Source organism: Enterobacter sp. N5-15 (assembly GCF_057221635.1).
Map to the genome: position 1 here is coordinate 652,625 of NZ_CM170150.1, position 14,929 is coordinate 667,553.

Consider the following 14,929-nt stretch of genomic DNA (forward strand, 5'->3'; position numbering starts at 1 on the left):
GACGCCAGATGGTTCGCTGGCTAACTGTTTATTTTTTGGGTCATACAATGTAATTGCGATGTCGTTAAGCTGCAATTTTAGTGTCACGAAAGTGTGCTGTTGTTAGGATTTGGTTTAGAAAATCGTTTTTATGAAGATGGACACATCCTGACAAACGGACGCTGAGACGGTGGCAGGTGGGAAAAACGCTCATTTAGCGCCGCGCTGCAAGACTATCGCATTAAACGCGGCGTGTTGTGGCAGAAAATGGGATGGATCAGGAGAGGAAGTTAACGCCTTGTTTCAGCACCAGATCGCAGGCTTTGGTTTTCACCTGTTTTGCCAGAGAAGAGTTGCCGAGGGTGCTCAGGTTCAGCTGCTGGCCGTTTTGCGCGTTAAGCAGGCCCTGAATGCCGTCCATATAGTTGGTGTCCGCTTTCTGCTCCTGGGTATCCAGACCCAGTTTACCCAGCACCTGGTTTTTCACGTTTTGCGCGTCGGTCACGGAGGCCAGCTTTTGCTTCGCGCAATATTCCAGAATCCCCGCCGCATTGTTCATCGTGCCCGCGCTGAGGCTCTGAGAGCTGTTGCCCAGCAGGCTGGTAAGGGAGGAGGCGGAGAGTCCGCCCTGAGAGCTGCTGCTCTCCTTGGTCAGCTCATTTGCTGCGCTTGACAGGGACTCCTGCCAGGACGCCGCTTGCGCCGCGCCGGTCACCAGCAGCGCGCCTAAAAAGGTGCTGATTAGAATCTGTTTTTTCATCATGGCTCTCTCAAAAAGGTCCGTTTTGGGCCGAAGGGGTTCCAGTATATACCTATGCCCTGGCGGCGATTCCTGGAACTGTCTTAATACTCTTTGCCGGTAACGCGGCTGCGGTAACTTTCCCAGTCGAAGATGACATAGAGACTGTTACCCAGCTTCATGCGGTCCATGACGCGTTCCCCCAGCAGGCGGGTCATCTCGTCGATATTGTGGTTCGTCAGCATGCCGGTGGGGCGCTTGGACGAGGAGCGGCGATCGACAATCTGGTTGATGATCACTTTTTCATAGCGGGATTCTGTCTGAACGCCAATCTCGTCGATGACCAGCAAATCCACATTGCTCAGATCGTTAAGCAGCTGTTCTTCGCTGGTTTCGCGGTTGCTGAAGGTGTCTTTCATCGCGGACATGATATCGGCCACGGTGATGATAAGAACCGATTTACCCCGCAGAAGCAGCTCGTTGCAGATGGCGGCTGCAAGGTGATTTTTTCCGGTGCCCGGCTTACCGCTAAAGATGAAGCTGGCGATATTGCCGTCGAATTCATCCACGTACTGACGGGCGGCGGCAAGGGCGTTCATCTGTCCATTGGTTTCGACTTTATAGTTATCGAACGAGCAGTTCTGGTGCAGGGGACGGATACCGGAGCGGTTAAAGGTGCGCTGCATTTTCATCGCCCGGTTTTCCCTGGCGAGCGCGGCGGCGCGGATCTCACCTTGCTCTTTTTGCCACGCCAGCAGCTCTTCACCCGTGGTGAAAGCGGGCTTCACGTTGGCAGGCATCATTTTTTGCAGACGTTTCATCAGGTCGCCGACGTTCTTCATTTCGCACCTCGGAATCCGCTGGGGATCTGTTTATCCGGTTCTGAAAACGCGTTGATATCGCGTTTGGGCTGGCCGTTGTTGCCGGCGCGGGTAATTTGAAGATGACGCGCAAGCTTTTGCTGCCACTGAATGTGGGTGAAGACTTTCCCTTCCGCCTGCCACCAGGCGGTAAACGCGGCGAGCTCTTCGGCGGTGGCCGGTTGGGTTAACGCAATGCCCCAAAGCGCCGCCTGCCGCTGAAAATCCGCATCTGGCTGCCAGCCCGCGTACAGGGCAAATTTTCCCATCGGAACGGTCACGGGGACGTTGACCGGCTCATCAAAGAACTGGTTGTCCAGCGCGACATCGCTCGCCGGGCGTGACAGTTGCGCTTCGATCTCCAGAAGCTGTGCCAGGCGTTCCGGCGTGATTGCGTAAAACGCCGGCGCGTTGTCGGCAAAAACCGCAACCGTGCCGCCTTCGGCGTGGGTCAACACACCGCGTGGGTCGCGCATAAAGGCATCAATGCCAGCAATGCTGGTGGTCAGAATTCTGGAGGACATAACGCTTACTCTACTGATTACTACGGGCGTGATATGGGCTTATGGTAGCACAGAGAGAGGAAAGGGAAGGAGGGGATTTCCCCGGTGGCGCTGCGCTTACCGGGGCTACGGTCGTAGGCCTGATAAGCGCAGCGCCATCAGGTATTTATCACGCGATGATGTTCAGGGTCACGTCGATGTTGTCGCGGGTCGCGTTAGAGTACGGGCAAACAATGTGCGCCGCGTCGACCAGCTTTTTGGCTTCCGCGGGATCCATACCCTCAACGTGGATGTTCAGTTTCGCTTCGATACCAAAACCGGTTGGCAGCGGGCCAATACCCACTTCGCCTTCAATAAAGGCCTCTTTTGGCAGGGCAAATTTGTCGCGCGCCGCCACAAACTTCATCGCGCCAAGGAAGCAGGCAGAGTAGCCGGCAGCAAACAGCTGCTCAGGGTTCGTCACTTCTCCCCCCATGCCGCCCATCTCTTTTGGCACGCCCAGTTTTACGTCCAGTACGCCATCGGAAGAGGTGGCACGACCGTCACGGCCACCGGTTGCTTTGGCTTTGGCGGTATAAACGACTTTTTCTAAAGACATGGCAGGTTCCTCATCTTGCTTTAATGTGTGCTATTAAATAGCGTGCGATATATATGGGTAATAATGACGCGTAAAGTATAGCCTTACGCGCGGTGTAGCTGTTGTCGCAAAAGTTCGAGCTGCTGTTTGAGCGCCAGCAGGGTGTCGGTATCACACTGCGCTGCGCAACCCACCGCATGGGGGATACCCAATGCCTGCTGCTGCAGTTCACGTCCCGCTTCGCTCAGGGTAACGGCGACCTGACGTTCGTCTTTGCGGGAACGGTGACGGTTGATTAACCCGGCACTTTCCAGCCGCTTCAAAAGCGGCGTAAGGGTCGCAGAGTCCAGAAACAGCCGCTCGCCGATGTCCGACACCGTCATGTCATCCTGCTCCCACAGCACCAGCATCACCAGGTATTGCGGGTAAGTCAGGTTCAGCGGTGCCAGCAGTTGCCGGTACAGCTTATTAAGCGCCAGATTTGCCGAATAGAGGGCAAAGCAGAGCTGGTTATCCAGCTTGAGCGCAGCGGTTGCGTCGTTCGTTTTCGCGTTCATGAAATGAATATAGATAGTGCGCGATTTAATTGCAAGCAATTTTATGGGCAGGTGTAGCGGAGCGCTACCTGAACGGCCATTTTGCGGTAGTGCTGGCGCTGGGCCTGTTCGTCCGCACCGTCTTCAAACAGGAGCGTGAAGGTGTAGCTGTTGGCAACGTAGTGAAAGCTGAAGCTGCTTATCAGGCGGTGAAGATCGCGGGCGTCGACCGTCTGGCTGAAGAGCTGTTTTTCTTTGCCCCGGCGCAGGATCTCCTCCAGCAGGTCGAGCGCGCTGCGGTTGACCTGGCGAAGATAGCTCGACTGCTGCATAAAGCGGCCACGCTGCATGTTTTCCATGCAGATAATCCGGATGTAGTCGGGATGGTCGGCATGATAGTCAAAGGTGGCTTCAACCAGGTCGACCAGCGCTTCAACGGGGGGCATTCCCGCCAGGCTTAGCGCTTTTTCACTGGCGCGAATCTGGGTGTAAACGTGTTCCAGCACCAGGAGATAGAGATTCTCTTTATTTTTAAAATGGTAAACCACCATGCGTTTGGTGGTACCCGCTTTCTCCGCGATTTGCTCCATGCGGGCACCGTTCAATCCATACTCGGCAAAAAGCGCGATGGCGCTCTGAAAAATTTTCTCTTTCAGGCTGGATTCTTCGCCGTGCTCGGGGTGTTCGCTGCCAGGGTTAGCCACATCCTTTCCTTATTTTCACCAAACGGACCAGAAGGATTATCTCCATGGCAGCGAAATAACACAAATATCAAACGCGTGGGCGTTTGCGGTATAGCCACAGTCCGGGGATCGACAGCCCGATAGAGAGCGCGCCGACGATGGACGACGCCTTAAGAAAGTTGCTCAGGAGGAGGATCATCTGGGGCTCGGTGTAGCCAAAATGGCTGATTTTCACCGCGGAAATCATCGCCGTATACGCAGATATGCCCGGGAACATCGGGATCACGGCGGCGACGGTGAACACTTTGGGATGCGCCAGATACCAGCGCGACCACTGGATGCCGATACTGCCGACCAGCATGGACGCCATGAACGTTGACCATTCGATGTTAAAACCCGCGGTCATCATCACCATTCGCGAGCCATGGCCAATCGCGCCCAGCAGCGCACACCACGGCAGCGCGCGTTGCGGAACGTTAAATACCATCGCAAAGCCGACGGCGGGAATGGCGGCCAGAAGCATGTCCTGGGCCAGCGCCAGCAGAAAATCTATCACGCCCATCCGCGTAACCCCCAGAGTGTCATGGCCATAACCACGCCGATGCAGGTCGCCAGCGTCAGCAGGCTGGCGATAGCCCAGCGTGCCAGACCGGTATTAATGTGCCCTTTAAACATGTCGGCGACGGCGTTGATCAACGGAAAGCCCGGGACCAGCAGAAGCACGCTGGCGGCCATGGCAATCGTCGGGGTGTTAGCAAACTGCGGCAGGCGCAGAAGCAGGCCGGAAACCGTGGTGGCGACAAACGCGGTAATGCAGAAGTTAATCTGCGGATGCAACTGCCGGTGCGTCAGCATCTGGCGAACATACATGGCGATACTGCTGGCAAAAAAGGTGACGATCGCACCGTCCCAGCCGCCTTTATTGAGCTTACAAAAGCAGGCGCACGACAGCCCTACCATCAGCACGACAAGCCAGCGCGGATAACGTAACGGCTTAATTTGGTTGAACCGCTTTTCAATTTCATGGAGATCGAGAAGCCTGTGTTCGGCAAGGATCACGATGTGCTGCACTTCGGTCACGACGTGCATGTTAATGCCGCGGTCATGGTTTTTGCGGGTGGAGGTCAGGCACTGACCGTCTTTGATCGTGGTCAGCACAATGGCGTTGGATGAGATCGCGCTTTCAACGCTATCCATACCCAGCGCCACTCCCAGCCGGGTGGAGAGTTCCTCAACCAGCGCGCTTTCCGCGCCGTGCTGGAGCAGAAAAAGACCGCACTGAATACATAGCCGCGTGATAGCACGCTGCGTTGACCGATCTGCCTGCATGTATTGTCCTGAAGAAGATGGAAAGTTGCCGGTTGGCCCATAGTGATTACTTTTAGCACAAAGTGCAGTGCCTCTTGCTGTGGGCCAGATCAAGGTTTATGCAAACAGTTTCCGCCCGTATCGCGAAAGGGGAGTTGGATTAATTTATCAATGCGGTGAATTATTAATATGGAAATATAGAATATTTGTATTTAGTTATTCTAATTTTATATTGTCGTTATTTTAATGGCTCCGCAATTAAATTTATTTGCGCTTTATGAGATATTACCGCTGTTTTAGGCATTTCTTAAACTAAGAACATATCTCATCTTCTGCTTGTATTAATCAGTTTTACACTCAGGGACGAAAATACTCATACATTGATGCGTTTTAACGTGACTCATCAAATGAAGAATGGACACGGAGGGTCTATGTTGTCATTGCATGGTAAGCGCGGCGTGGTCATTAGCCGGATACCCGTGATGCAAAACGGGTTAGGGGGCTTGATGGCACGCCATTTCCCGGATTTTGAATTGACCTATTGCCGCTCACTGCAGGAGCTGACGCTGCTCCAGTTACGGCGCGCGGATGTCATTATTGCCGATGTTTCAGGTGAATACAGGAATCCTCGGGGCACCCTCGAAGAGTATTACGGTTTATTGAATCAATACCGGGACATTCACTGGATCTTTTTAGTTTCGCGGCCGCTTTATCCTATTGCGGTTGAGTTGCTTATGCGCCCGGAAAGTACGTTGCTGTCTGATATGGAGCCCATTGAAGGCGTGGTTAACGCTATTCGGGCAGGTAGCGAGCGGGCAGAGCGAATAAGCCAGACGTTATTAACCCCGGAACCTCAAAGTACGGAGGATGAAGACGAACACGTTATCGCGCTCACGCACTCCGAACGCAAGGTACTGCGTCTGTTAGGTAAAGCATGGGGGATTAACCAAATCGCCACATTGCTCAAGAAGAGCAATAAAACCATCAGCGCGCAGAAAAACAGTGCGATGCGACGGCTGTCTTTACGCAGTAATGCCGATATGTACGCCTGGATCAACAGTACGCAGGGAATGAGAGAGCTGAGTCTGATGTCAGCCTATGGAGAGTTCGAGGAATGGAAAAAACCGATTCAACAAGACATATCGCCATCGTCGAAAATTGCACGATGAGTGCTGTTGGGCTACAGCATCTTTTTGCGAGGCCCGGCCTGAACCAATATCAGCTGCATCTGTTTAGCGAATTTGACAGCTTTAAGAAAGCGCTTCAGCACGTCAATTTTTTCTCGCTGATCTATTCACTTTCCGATGCGCGAGAGGAACGTCGTAACTGTCTGGCGCACCTGCGGGATCTCGCGTTTACGCATGGTCATATCCAGCGCATTATCCTGGTCGCTGATGAAACGGAAGCACGGTTAATTAGCCATCTTTCGCCGTCACGCCTTCACGGTGTGGTCAGTAAATCGCTGACGCTTGAGCACCTGCAGCAGGAACTCATGGTGTTGTTGAGTGAAACGCTGCGCATCAATGACAATATGATGAATCACTGGTACCGGAGTCAAAACAGAATGTTAAGCCCAACGGAACGGGCAATATTGCGTTATATGTCTTGCGGCTATTCTATTCCTCAAATCGCGGCACAGCTTGAACGCAATATTAAGACCATCCGAGCGCATAAATTTAATGCGATGGTGAAGCTGGGGGTGAACTCTGACGTCGGGTTGCTCGATGCGGCGGATATTATTACTCACCTTCCGGCAAGAGAACCGCGAAGTTCGGCACTCGGCAAGCCGACCTTTTTATAACCTGCCCGTTGCGCGCCAGACAGGCTCTGGCGCATCAATCAGATGCAAACATCAACCCACTTTGCGGAAGTCAGCTCTGCCATTCTGTCAGGTGAAATACGCACGGCACTGTGAATTGCGCCTGCGGCGGGCAGGACTTCGGCGTACTGCTTTAATGAGATATCGCAGTAAACCGCGAGCGGATTTTCCAGCCCGAACGGGCACACGCCGCCAACGGGATGACCGGTGATGGTCACCACTTCATCACTGCTGAGCATGCGCGCTTTCGCACCAAACGTGTCTTTCAGCTTTTTGTTATCCAGACGCGCATCGCCTTTCGCTACCACCAGAATCACCTCATTTTTAACCTTCAGCGACAAGGTCTTGGCGATTTGTCCCGGTTCAACACGATGGGCGGCAGCAGCCAACGCAACGGTAGCGGTACTCTGGCTAAGTTCAATTACGTCTATATCCGGCGCGTTGTCGGCAAAAAACTGCTGTACAGACTGCAAACTCATTGTTTCCTCCTGACAAATATCCTGCGTAATCTGTCATAAGAATTTATGCTCTGTAAATATCTCTTAAGTAACAAATATCCCGAACGGCTGATTTCTGGATCCTCTTCACATTCACAGAAACCGGTTACAGTAACCGGTTGCAGAGCGTGATGCGTCGATTAATACTGAGTACGTAACGTCCCCTGTATCCAATAATAAGAGCAAATTATGAAACCATTTCGTCTGAGCAGTACCACTGGTACACAAGCCAGCAAGGTTGTGAAGCTGATTTATGGAACAACGTGCGGCGCGAATGTGCCCGTAACAAACGTCTGACAGGAGATCTGCCATGTCTGCCAACCATGCTGCGTTTAACCTGATATTCCGTTTCGTTGAAAATTACGTGAGCCCGATTGCCGGGCGGATCTCTTCCCAGCGTCATGTCATGGCTATTCGTGATGGGTTCATCTCCGCGATGCCATTTATGATTGTGGGTTCATTTTTGTTAGTGTTCGCTTACCCACCTTTTTCGCCTGATACCAGCTGGGGTTTCGCCCGCGCCTGGCTGGATATGGCGAAGCAGTTTGAAGGCCAGATCCTGACGCCGTTTGATATGACGATGGGCATTATGTCCATTTATATCTGTGCGGCGATTGCCTATAACCTTGGCAAACACTATGTCAAATCGCACCAGTTAGATCCGTTCATGTGCGCCATGCTGTCGCTGATGGCGTTTCTGCTGGTCGCGGCTCCGAAAACCAAAGGCACGCTTCCTGTCGACAGCCTGGGTGGGACGGGGATTTTTACCGCGATTCTGGTGGCGATCTACTGCGTTGAGATGATGCGTTTCCTCAAGGCGCATAACATCGGTATTCGCCTGCCAGACCAGGTTCCTCCGATGATCAAAAACTCTTTTGATCTGCTGATCCCGGTGCTGGTGGTGGTGTTAACGCTCTATCCTCTGAGCCTGGTCATTCAGTCTCAGTTTGGCATGCTGATCCCGCAGGCCATTATGTCGGTCTTTAAACCTCTGGTGTCCGCGGCGGATTCGCTGCCTGCGATCCTGCTGGCCGTGTTGATTGGCCATCTGCTGTGGTTCGCCGGGATCCACGGCGCCGCCATCGTCTCCGGGATGCTGCAGATGTTCTGGTTGACTAACCTGGGCGCTAACCAGACCGCGCTGGCCGCCAGCCAGCCTCTGCCGCATATTTTTATGGAGGCGTTCTGGACGTTCTTTATCGTGATTGGCGGGTCGGGCGCCACGATGGGGCTGGTGATTTGCTATCTGCGTAGCCGTTCAGCGCATTTACGCTCTATCGGGCGTTTGAGCGTGGTACCCAGCTTCTTTAACATCAACGAACCCGTCATTTTCGGTACGCCGATTGTGATGAACCCGGTGTTCTTTATTCCGTTCCTGCTGGCACCGATGGTAAATGCCGTGCTGGCCTGGGCGGCGATGACCTTTGACCTGATTGGCCGCGTCATCTCAGTGGTCCCCTGGACGGCACCGGCGCCGATTGGCGCAGCGTGGGCTCTGGGCTGGGATTTCCGCGCGGCTATTCTGGTTGTGGTTCTGGCCTGCGTATCGGCAATCATCTACTACCCGTTCTTCAAAGTGTACGAGAAGCAGCTGCTGGAGCAGGAAGCGGAAGAAGCGCAGCGTAACGCGGAAGAGGACAATCAGCAGGTGGCATAGGTAAAAGTAAAACGGCAACGCAGGTCGCCGTTTTTAGTGTTTGTTCCCTCTCCCTGTGGGAGAAGGGCAGGGTGAGGGCATCAGGCCGGGCCAGTGTTTGTAGGCCCGGTAAGCGAAGCGCCACCGGGCAATTCACTGCACTACTTCAGCGTGCAATCCCCGCACTGCTTAACGTCCGGCAGGCGGTAGCGCTGGCAGCAGGTGCGGCGAACCAGAAGACCATCACGGAGTACGACGGTACGGAATAACGGGTTGTCACGGCCATCGGAAAGCTGTTTTGCAAAGAAACAGGACTGACGCAGGGCGTCAACGTTCTCATCACCAAGCAGAGGCTTCATTTCCGTTAAATACCAGTGGATTAAATAGCCCGTATTGCTCCAGATAAGCTTCCCATTAATCTCTCCCGTCGCTTCAAGCGCTTCCACCACCGGGATCAGGGCCTGCGTGATAAGCTGCTCCATACGTTCCTGAGCCGTCAGGCGTTCCGCGTTCTGGTCTTCGTGAAGATCGATCCAGAAGCAGGCTGCACGCCCGGTTTCGTGGAACTCGACGTGGAAATTATCCGGCGAGAGTTCCAGCATGCTCTTTTGCGTTAAAAGCGCCAGCATGAGGGGAGGCACCATCAGCCCGATATACCACTGCGCCCAGAGTGAGAGCAGCGGTTTATTTTCCCGCGTAAGGGTGGGCTGATTGCGATAGATATGGTCGGAATAGGTGGCCAGCAGCGATTGCAGTTTTGCCGGCTGGCGCCACTCTGCGAGCGTCATGGCGTGGTTCGGGTGCGCTTCATCAAGCCGGATGAAGTCCAGCAGGTGGGCGCGCGTCTCCGCAATCTTATCCCGTATGGCATCCGCAAGCGAAGCATTCCCGCTGGTGAGGGGCGCTCGCCAGAGGAGGGGTTCGACGATGTGTGCGGTATGCGTGGCCATAGTATAGATAGAAATCTAAATGATAATGATTGCCAATCCTAACTATTGCTCATACCAATGGCAAGACTTTTGTCCTGGTGACATCGCCGTGATGTTTACGCCGTCTGCAGCTCTTCGCTCAACAGAATGTTATTGCGCCCCATATGCTTTGCTTCGTAGAGGGCTTTGTCCGCTTTTTCCAGCGCGCCTTCCACGTCTTCATCCTCGAAAATGGCAATACCAATGCTGATGGTGACGTTTGTCGCGACGCTCTCGTTAAACAGATGCGGGATTTTCAAATCGTAGACTTTCTGACGGATCCGCTCGGCCGTCTGGCGAGCATGCTCGAGTGAAATATTGGTCAGCAGCACCATAAACTCTTCCCCGCCAAAACGCGCCACAATATCGCGAGAACGCACGGCGTCGCGGATTGCCGCAGAGACGCGCTTCAGCGCCTGGTCGCCCATCATATGGCCATAATGGTCGTTATAGGCTTTGAAGTGGTCGATATCCATCAGCAGGACAAAGTGCTCGCCATTTTCTACCGTCGGCAGGTTCTCCAGACGGCTTTGCAGGCCGCGACGATTATAGAGCCCGGTAAGCGGGTCCATCATGCTGAGATCGGTAAGAGTTTCTCGCTCTTCCAGCAGGCGAGAGAGCAATTCCTGAGCGAAACGATCGTTGCGTGTTTGCAAAATGTTATGAATAGCAATTGCCACCACAGGAAGTGCGAAGGAATAGGTCATTCTCAGCCATATATCGTGATCGCTTAGCCACAGGCAGACAATAAAGGTGGGCAATGAGTGCAGCGTAAATGCTTTGATATTACTGGCGAATGCCAGCGTTCCGATAAAAAGCACCGTTAACAGGGCAATTAACAAATACGTCGCATGGTCGTGGGAAATTAAGGCGAATTTCGACACAATTTGCCAGGCCCATAAAATACCGAAGATCCCTGAAACGACAGGAATATTTATCTTCCGCGCGCGCTTTCTCCAGTGCCAGACGAACAGCCCTGTGCTGATGGAGAAAATAGCTATAAGCGGGGCAGATAACAGGCGTACGGAATTGAGCGGGTTTGTTACCGAGAACACTGCCGAGGTCGCGTTCAGAAATAAAAACAAACGTAACGACAATTGATATTTTCTGTGAACCAAAGACCGCCAGGATTGTGATGTCATAGTCGTGCGTTTTTATTAATATTTAATTAAAACAAATAAGTAGGTGTTGTTTCGCAATAAAATATGCAAAAAACTCAAAGAGTAATTATCAGAAAATCTTTAGATGTTGTTAACAGGTGTGCAATTTATCACCTTAGGCAATTCCTGTCATTACGCGAAAGGTAAAGGTCGATGGATTTTGATTCATTCAGCTGACAAATGATAATCTCTGTCATATGATATTGGTTATCATTATCGTTGTGAGAGGGCGGATCATGTTGAACAGGGCGCTGGGAAGTGGTTGGGGGGTATTGCTACCGGGAGCCATTCTCGGCGGTTTGATGTTTGCCGATCTCTCCCTTGATACCTGGAAAGCGATCATTGTGTCGGGTCTGTTAGTCACGTCAGGCATGATCTGGCATAAGCAGCTTCGCCACTTTGTTTTACTGCCATCCTGTGTAGCACTGGTCAGTGGAATTCTGGTGATACTGATGAGTTTGAAATAACAGGGAAAACAAGAGGAACTTCAGAAGGGATGTAAGATAATTGGTGCGAGGGGGGGGACTCGAACCCCCACATCCTAAGGACACTAACACCTGAAGCTAGCGCGTCTACCAATTCCGCCACCTTCGCACAGTCATCTTACTATTGTTGATATTGCCTCGTTGGTGCGAGGGGGGGGACTCGAACCCCCACATCCGTAAGGACACTAACACCTGAAGCTAGCGCGTCTACCAATTCCGCCACCTTCGCCCAGTGCGAGCAATATCATTGTGATTTATGGTGCGAGGGGGGGGACTCGAACCCCCACATCCGTAAGGACACTAACACCTGAAGCTAGCGCGTCTACCAATTCCGCCACCTTCGCATACCATCGATACTGTAAAAGTATCGTAACCACGGAGGCGCATTCTAGATGTTTTCAGCTTTACGTCAACTGAAAAGTGCTCACCTTTTATTGATTGCTGCAAAAATGGCCGGAACGGAGACGCCTGCTTGCCGGATGGTGATTGCGCTTATCCGGCAAGCAGGAGTGGAGATTACTTTTTGGCCTGACGCGTCATCACGGTACGGTAGACCTTAAAGCGGCCGGTCTGGGCGATCACTTCGTGGAAGCCGAAGGTTTCGTCGAGCACTTTCGGGTACGCCAGGAAGGCGTTCGCGACAATACGCAGCTCGCCGCCGCTGTTAAGGTGACGGGTTGCGCCACGAATCAGCGTTTGTGCCGCTTCAAGGCTGGTTTCCATACCGTCGTGGAACGGCGGGTTGGAGATAATCATGTCGAAGCGACCGGTGACGTCAGAGAAGACGTTGCTGGCAATCACCTCGCCTTCAATGCCGTTTGCGGCAAGCGTTGCGCGGCTGGCTTCTACCGCCGGGGCGCTTACGTCACACAGGGTTAAGCGCACTTTTGGTGAATGGCTGGCGAGCACGGTAGAGAGCACGCCAGCGCCGCAGCCCACGTCCAGCACTTTGCCTTTGGTGTGCGGCGTCAGGGTGGAGAGCAGCAGCTTGCTGCCCGTATCCAGCGCGTCACGGCTGAACACGCCCGGCAGGGTTTTGATGGTCAGGCCGTCAAGCTGGTACTCGTCCCAGTAAGCCTGTGGATCAAACGTTGTCTGTTTTTCCAGACGGCCATGGTACAGACCACAGCGGCGAGCGCTGTCGACTTTGTTCAGCGGGGCGTATGCTTCCAGCATCTGTTCAGCGCTGCGCACGCCGCTGCGGTTCTCACCCACCACGAAAATATCGCAGCCGACCGGCAGCAGGGAGAGCAGGTTCATCAGCTGGAACTGGGCTTCCGGTTTGTTCTTCGGCCAGTAGTAAATCAGCGTATCGCAGTCGGCGATATCGCTCTGCTCCGCCACCAGGCTAAAGCGCGCGCGCTCGCCCATCTGGCGGCTTAGCACCTGCCAGTGGTGGTAGTATTGGGTGTGGGCACGGCTTTCAGCACAGTCGAAACGCGCAGGCAGGTCATCCTGCATATCTCCGGCAAACAGAATACGGCTTTCTTCGAAATCATCACTGTGACGCAGCAAGACTTCACTTGCCGGGGTAAATGCAGACATGAATTGTTCCTCAATAAACTCAGGCGGGGATTATAGTAGGTAGATGGCGCACTTTCGACACATTTGCTATATTTGCGCGCCTGAGAGACAGGAGTTTTCCCTATGACATCCCGACGAGACTGGCAGTTGCAGCAGCTGGGCATTACCCAGTGGGCTTTGCGTCGCCCGACGGCGTTGCAGGGCGAAATCGCCATTTCCATCCCTGCGCACGTACGCCTGGTGATGGTGGCGGAAGAACTGCCTGCCCTGAATGAACCCCTGATCGATGATGTCCTTCGCAGCCTGAAGATGACGGCCGACCAGGTTTTACAGCTGACGCCAGAGCGAGTCGCGATGCTTCCTCCTGATAGCCGCTGTAACAGCTGGCGTATCGGAGAGACAAACGAGATCCCCCTCCAGGGGAGCCAGATCTCCACGCCAGCGCTGGACGAACTGAAAGCCAACCCAAAAGCGCGCAGCGCGCTATGGCAACAAATCTGCGAATATGAACACGATTTCTTCCCTCACGACGACTGACCTGACCACCGCGTTTGCGATTGAAACACGCGCCCACGCCTTTCCGTGGAGCGAAAAAACCTTCGCCAGCAATCAGGGCGAACGGTATCTGAACTACCGACTGGACGTTGACGGCACCATGGCCGCCTTCGCGATCACGCAGGTTGTTCTTGATGAAGCGACGCTGTTTAATATCGCGGTTGATCCCGCGTTCCAGCGCCGTGGGCTGGGAAGAGAACTGCTCGAGCACCTCATCCGTGAGCTCGAAACCCGTGACGTTTTCACCCTGTGGCTGGAGGTGCGCGCGTCGAATGTCGCCGCCATCGCGCTCTATGAAAGCTTAGGCTTTAACGAGGCGACAATCCGCCGTAACTACTACCCCACCGCAGAGGGACGTGAAGACGCCATCATAATGGCTCTGCCGATTGGATAATAAAAAATAAGGTTGTAACGATGAAATGGGACTGGATTTTCTTTGATGCCGACGAAACGCTGTTTACGTTCGATTCGTTCGGCGGCCTGCAGCGGATGTTTCTCGACTATAGCGTGACCTTCACCGCTGAAGATTTTCAGGACTATCAGGCGGTAAACAAGCCGCTGTGGGTGGATTACCAGAACGGTGCCATCACCGCGTTACAGCTTCAGCATCAGCGCTTTGACGTTTGGGCGGAACGCTTAAAGGTCAGTCCGGGGACGCTAAACGAGGCGTTCCTGAACGCGATGGCCGATATCTGTGCGCCACTGCCGGGCGCGGTTTCCCTGCTGAATGCGTTGAAAGGCAAGGTGAAGCTGGGGATCATCACCAACGGTTTTACCGCCCTGCAGCAGATCCGCCTTGAGCGCACCGGCCTGCGCGATCATTTCGACGCGCTGGTGATCTCCGAAGAGGTGGGTGTACCTAAACCGGATCCGCGTATTTTCGATTATGCGCTGTCGCAGGCCGGTAATCCTGACCGCGATCGCGTACTGATGGTGGGTGATACGGCAGAGTCAGATATCCTGGGCGGCATGAATGCCGGTCTGTCGACCGTCTGGCTCAATGCGCATAGCCGCGTGAAGCCTGAAGGCATCGAGCCGACCTGGACCGTGACGTCGTTGAACGAACTGGAGCAACTCCTGTGTAAACAATGATTGCCTGC

At 53.6% G+C, this 14,929-nt stretch carries 19 protein-coding genes and 3 tRNA genes; 7 read left to right on the forward strand and 15 right to left on the reverse strand.

Translation table 11 applies throughout. The features are described from left to right. Positions 1-256 precede the first annotated feature (256 nt). The 8 genes from AC2TE5_RS03065 to AC2TE5_RS03100 all read right to left on the reverse strand — a co-directional run bounded on the left by AC2TE5_RS03065 (position 257) and on the right by AC2TE5_RS03100 (position 5,206). On the reverse strand, positions 257-739 hold the full coding sequence (locus AC2TE5_RS03065) for a YjjA family protein (protein WP_121425077.1): 483 nt from the start codon (positions 737-739) through the stop codon (positions 257-259). 83 nt (positions 740-822) lie between these two features. After that, positions 823-1,560, reverse strand: a complete 738-nt coding sequence (dnaC, locus tag AC2TE5_RS03070) for a replicative helicase loader DnaC (RefSeq protein ID WP_023334409.1) — start codon at positions 1,558-1,560, stop codon at positions 823-825. After that, positions 1,557-2,102 carry a primosomal protein DnaT gene (gene dnaT, locus AC2TE5_RS03075; RefSeq protein ID WP_063143277.1) on the reverse strand — a complete coding sequence of 182 codons (546 nt, stop codon included), beginning with the start codon at positions 2,100-2,102 and terminating at the stop codon, positions 1,557-1,559. Before dnaT ends, dnaC begins: the two co-directional genes overlap by 4 nt. Positions 2,103-2,250: 148 nt before the next feature. Further along, complete coding sequence (locus AC2TE5_RS03080) at positions 2,251-2,679, reverse strand: organic hydroperoxide resistance protein (RefSeq protein ID WP_484612641.1); 429 nt, start codon at positions 2,677-2,679, stop codon at positions 2,251-2,253. A gap of 83 nt (positions 2,680-2,762) precedes the next feature. Continuing rightward, entirely contained in the window at positions 2,763-3,215 is a 453-nt protein-coding gene (locus AC2TE5_RS03085) for a MarR family winged helix-turn-helix transcriptional regulator (RefSeq protein WP_023293337.1), read from the reverse strand. Positions 3,216-3,256: 41 nt separating this feature from the next. Further along, a complete protein-coding gene (locus tag AC2TE5_RS03090; protein ID WP_023334413.1) occupies positions 3,257-3,898 on the reverse strand; it encodes a TetR/AcrR family transcriptional regulator in 642 nt (213 codons plus the stop codon). A 67-nt stretch (positions 3,899-3,965) separates the two neighbouring features. Beyond that, positions 3,966-4,439 carry a threonine/serine exporter gene (locus AC2TE5_RS03095; RefSeq protein ID WP_020885295.1) on the reverse strand — a complete coding sequence of 158 codons (474 nt, stop codon included), beginning with the start codon at positions 4,437-4,439 and terminating at the stop codon, positions 3,966-3,968. Continuing rightward, positions 4,430-5,206 carry a threonine/serine exporter family protein gene (locus tag AC2TE5_RS03100; RefSeq protein ID WP_484612642.1) on the reverse strand — a complete coding sequence of 259 codons (777 nt, stop codon included), beginning with the start codon at positions 5,204-5,206 and terminating at the stop codon, positions 4,430-4,432. The genes AC2TE5_RS03095 and AC2TE5_RS03100 overlap by 10 nt, the downstream gene beginning before the upstream one ends. Positions 5,207-5,616: 410 nt before the next feature. On the opposite strand from AC2TE5_RS03100, the gene AC2TE5_RS03105 reads away from it, so the two are divergent. Both AC2TE5_RS03105 and bglJ read left to right on the forward strand, forming a co-directional pair. Next, on the forward strand, positions 5,617-6,354 hold the full coding sequence (locus AC2TE5_RS03105) for a helix-turn-helix transcriptional regulator (protein ID WP_484612643.1): 738 nt from the start codon (positions 5,617-5,619) through the stop codon (positions 6,352-6,354). Continuing rightward, on the forward strand, positions 6,351-6,986 hold the full coding sequence (gene bglJ / locus AC2TE5_RS03110) for a DNA-binding transcriptional activator BglJ (protein ID WP_213329950.1): 636 nt from the start codon (positions 6,351-6,353) through the stop codon (positions 6,984-6,986). Before AC2TE5_RS03105 ends, bglJ begins: the two co-directional genes overlap by 4 nt. A 38-nt stretch (positions 6,987-7,024) precedes the next feature. On the opposite strand, the gene AC2TE5_RS03115 is transcribed toward bglJ, so the two are convergent. After that, entirely contained in the window at positions 7,025-7,483 is a 459-nt protein-coding gene (locus AC2TE5_RS03115) for a YbaK/EbsC family protein (RefSeq protein WP_008502085.1), read from the reverse strand. 328 nt (positions 7,484-7,811) lie between these two features. Here AC2TE5_RS03115 and AC2TE5_RS03120 point away from each other — a divergent pair, with 328 nt between their 5' ends. Next, positions 7,812-9,158 carry a PTS sugar transporter subunit IIC gene (locus tag AC2TE5_RS03120; RefSeq protein WP_484612644.1) on the forward strand — a complete coding sequence of 449 codons (1,347 nt, stop codon included), beginning with the start codon at positions 7,812-7,814 and terminating at the stop codon, positions 9,156-9,158. Positions 9,159-9,298: 140 nt separating this feature from the next. Here AC2TE5_RS03120 and fhuF read toward each other — a convergent pair whose 3' ends face one another. Further along, positions 9,299-10,087 carry a siderophore-iron reductase FhuF gene (gene fhuF, locus AC2TE5_RS03125; protein WP_484612645.1) on the reverse strand — a complete coding sequence of 263 codons (789 nt, stop codon included), beginning with the start codon at positions 10,085-10,087 and terminating at the stop codon, positions 9,299-9,301. A gap of 95 nt (positions 10,088-10,182) precedes the next feature. Continuing rightward, positions 10,183-11,247 carry a GGDEF domain-containing protein gene (locus AC2TE5_RS03130; RefSeq protein WP_121424965.1) on the reverse strand — a complete coding sequence of 355 codons (1,065 nt, stop codon included), beginning with the start codon at positions 11,245-11,247 and terminating at the stop codon, positions 10,183-10,185. A 215-nt stretch (positions 11,248-11,462) separates the two neighbouring features. Here AC2TE5_RS03130 and AC2TE5_RS03135 point away from each other — a divergent pair, with 215 nt between their 5' ends. Next, a complete protein-coding gene (locus AC2TE5_RS03135) occupies positions 11,463-11,732 on the forward strand; it encodes a DUF1435 domain-containing protein (RefSeq protein ID WP_187360817.1) in 270 nt (89 codons plus the stop codon). Positions 11,733-11,773: 41 nt separating this feature from the next. On the opposite strand, the gene AC2TE5_RS03140 is transcribed toward AC2TE5_RS03135, so the two are convergent. The 4 genes from AC2TE5_RS03140 to rsmC form a co-directional block, all read right to left on the reverse strand. Further along, a tRNA-Leu gene (locus tag AC2TE5_RS03140) sits at positions 11,774-11,859 on the reverse strand. A gap of 33 nt (positions 11,860-11,892) precedes the next feature. Then, positions 11,893-11,979 (reverse strand) — tRNA-Leu (locus AC2TE5_RS03145). Positions 11,980-12,007: 28 nt separating this feature from the next. Continuing rightward, a tRNA-Leu gene (locus tag AC2TE5_RS03150) sits at positions 12,008-12,094 on the reverse strand. A 172-nt stretch (positions 12,095-12,266) separates the two neighbouring features. Next, positions 12,267-13,295: a 16S rRNA (guanine(1207)-N(2))-methyltransferase RsmC gene (gene rsmC, locus AC2TE5_RS03155; protein WP_121424966.1), complete on the reverse strand. Its 1,029-nt coding sequence runs from the start codon at positions 13,293-13,295 to the stop codon at positions 12,267-12,269. Positions 13,296-13,397: 102 nt separating this feature from the next. On the opposite strand from rsmC, the gene AC2TE5_RS03160 reads away from it, so the two are divergent. Genes AC2TE5_RS03160 through yjjG form a run of 3 tightly spaced genes read left to right on the forward strand, consistent with a single transcriptional unit; the run spans position 13,398 to position 14,921 of the window. After that, a complete protein-coding gene (locus AC2TE5_RS03160) occupies positions 13,398-13,811 on the forward strand; it encodes a DNA polymerase III subunit psi (protein ID WP_063143283.1) in 414 nt (137 codons plus the stop codon). Next, positions 13,780-14,223 (forward strand): ribosomal protein S18-alanine N-acetyltransferase, encoded by a 444-nt coding sequence (rimI, locus tag AC2TE5_RS03165; RefSeq protein ID WP_063143284.1) that lies wholly within the window; start codon positions 13,780-13,782, stop codon positions 14,221-14,223. The genes AC2TE5_RS03160 and rimI overlap by 32 nt, the downstream gene beginning before the upstream one ends. Positions 14,224-14,243: 20 nt before the next feature. Continuing rightward, the gene (gene yjjG, locus AC2TE5_RS03170; protein WP_213329918.1) at positions 14,244-14,921 is read left to right on the forward strand and encodes a pyrimidine 5'-nucleotidase; all 678 of its coding nucleotides are present in this window, start codon (positions 14,244-14,246) and stop codon (positions 14,919-14,921) included. Positions 14,922-14,929 lie beyond the last annotated feature (8 nt).

What these genes read in the sequence shown, in the direction of transcription:
- AC2TE5_RS03065 (WP_121425077.1), bottom strand. Translation starts at nt 739, where the DNA reads ATGAAAAAACAGATTCTAATCAGCACCTTTTTAGGCGCGCTGCTGGTG.
- dnaC (WP_023334409.1), bottom strand. Translation starts at nt 1,560, where the DNA reads ATGAAGAACGTCGGCGACCTGATGAAACGTCTGCAAAAAATGATGCCT.
- dnaT (WP_063143277.1), bottom strand. Translation starts at nt 2,102, where the DNA reads ATGTCCTCCAGAATTCTGACCACCAGCATTGCTGGCATTGATGCCTTT.
- AC2TE5_RS03080 (WP_484612641.1), bottom strand. Translation starts at nt 2,679, where the DNA reads ATGTCTTTAGAAAAAGTCGTTTATACCGCCAAAGCCAAAGCAACCGGT.
- AC2TE5_RS03085 (WP_023293337.1), bottom strand. Translation starts at nt 3,215, where the DNA reads ATGAACGCGAAAACGAACGACGCAACCGCTGCGCTCAAGCTGGATAAC.
- AC2TE5_RS03095 (WP_020885295.1), bottom strand. Translation starts at nt 4,439, where the DNA reads ATGGGCGTGATAGATTTTCTGCTGGCGCTGGCCCAGGACATGCTTCTG.
- AC2TE5_RS03100 (WP_484612642.1), bottom strand. Translation starts at nt 5,206, where the DNA reads ATGCAGGCAGATCGGTCAACGCAGCGTGCTATCACGCGGCTATGTATT.
- AC2TE5_RS03105 (WP_484612643.1), top strand. Translation starts at nt 5,617, where the DNA reads ATGTTGTCATTGCATGGTAAGCGCGGCGTGGTCATTAGCCGGATACCC.
- bglJ (WP_213329950.1), top strand. Translation starts at nt 6,351, where the DNA reads ATGAGTGCTGTTGGGCTACAGCATCTTTTTGCGAGGCCCGGCCTGAAC.
- AC2TE5_RS03115 (WP_008502085.1), bottom strand. Translation starts at nt 7,483, where the DNA reads ATGAGTTTGCAGTCTGTACAGCAGTTTTTTGCCGACAACGCGCCGGAT.
- AC2TE5_RS03120 (WP_484612644.1), top strand. Translation starts at nt 7,812, where the DNA reads ATGTCTGCCAACCATGCTGCGTTTAACCTGATATTCCGTTTCGTTGAA.
- fhuF (WP_484612645.1), bottom strand. Translation starts at nt 10,087, where the DNA reads ATGGCCACGCATACCGCACACATCGTCGAACCCCTCCTCTGGCGAGCG.
- AC2TE5_RS03130 (WP_121424965.1), bottom strand. Translation starts at nt 11,247, where the DNA reads ATGACATCACAATCCTGGCGGTCTTTGGTTCACAGAAAATATCAATTG.
- AC2TE5_RS03135 (WP_187360817.1), top strand. Translation starts at nt 11,463, where the DNA reads ATGATATTGGTTATCATTATCGTTGTGAGAGGGCGGATCATGTTGAAC.
- rsmC (WP_121424966.1), bottom strand. Translation starts at nt 13,295, where the DNA reads ATGTCTGCATTTACCCCGGCAAGTGAAGTCTTGCTGCGTCACAGTGAT.
- AC2TE5_RS03160 (WP_063143283.1), top strand. Translation starts at nt 13,398, where the DNA reads ATGACATCCCGACGAGACTGGCAGTTGCAGCAGCTGGGCATTACCCAG.
- rimI (WP_063143284.1), top strand. Translation starts at nt 13,780, where the DNA reads ATGAACACGATTTCTTCCCTCACGACGACTGACCTGACCACCGCGTTT.
- yjjG (WP_213329918.1), top strand. Translation starts at nt 14,244, where the DNA reads ATGAAATGGGACTGGATTTTCTTTGATGCCGACGAAACGCTGTTTACG.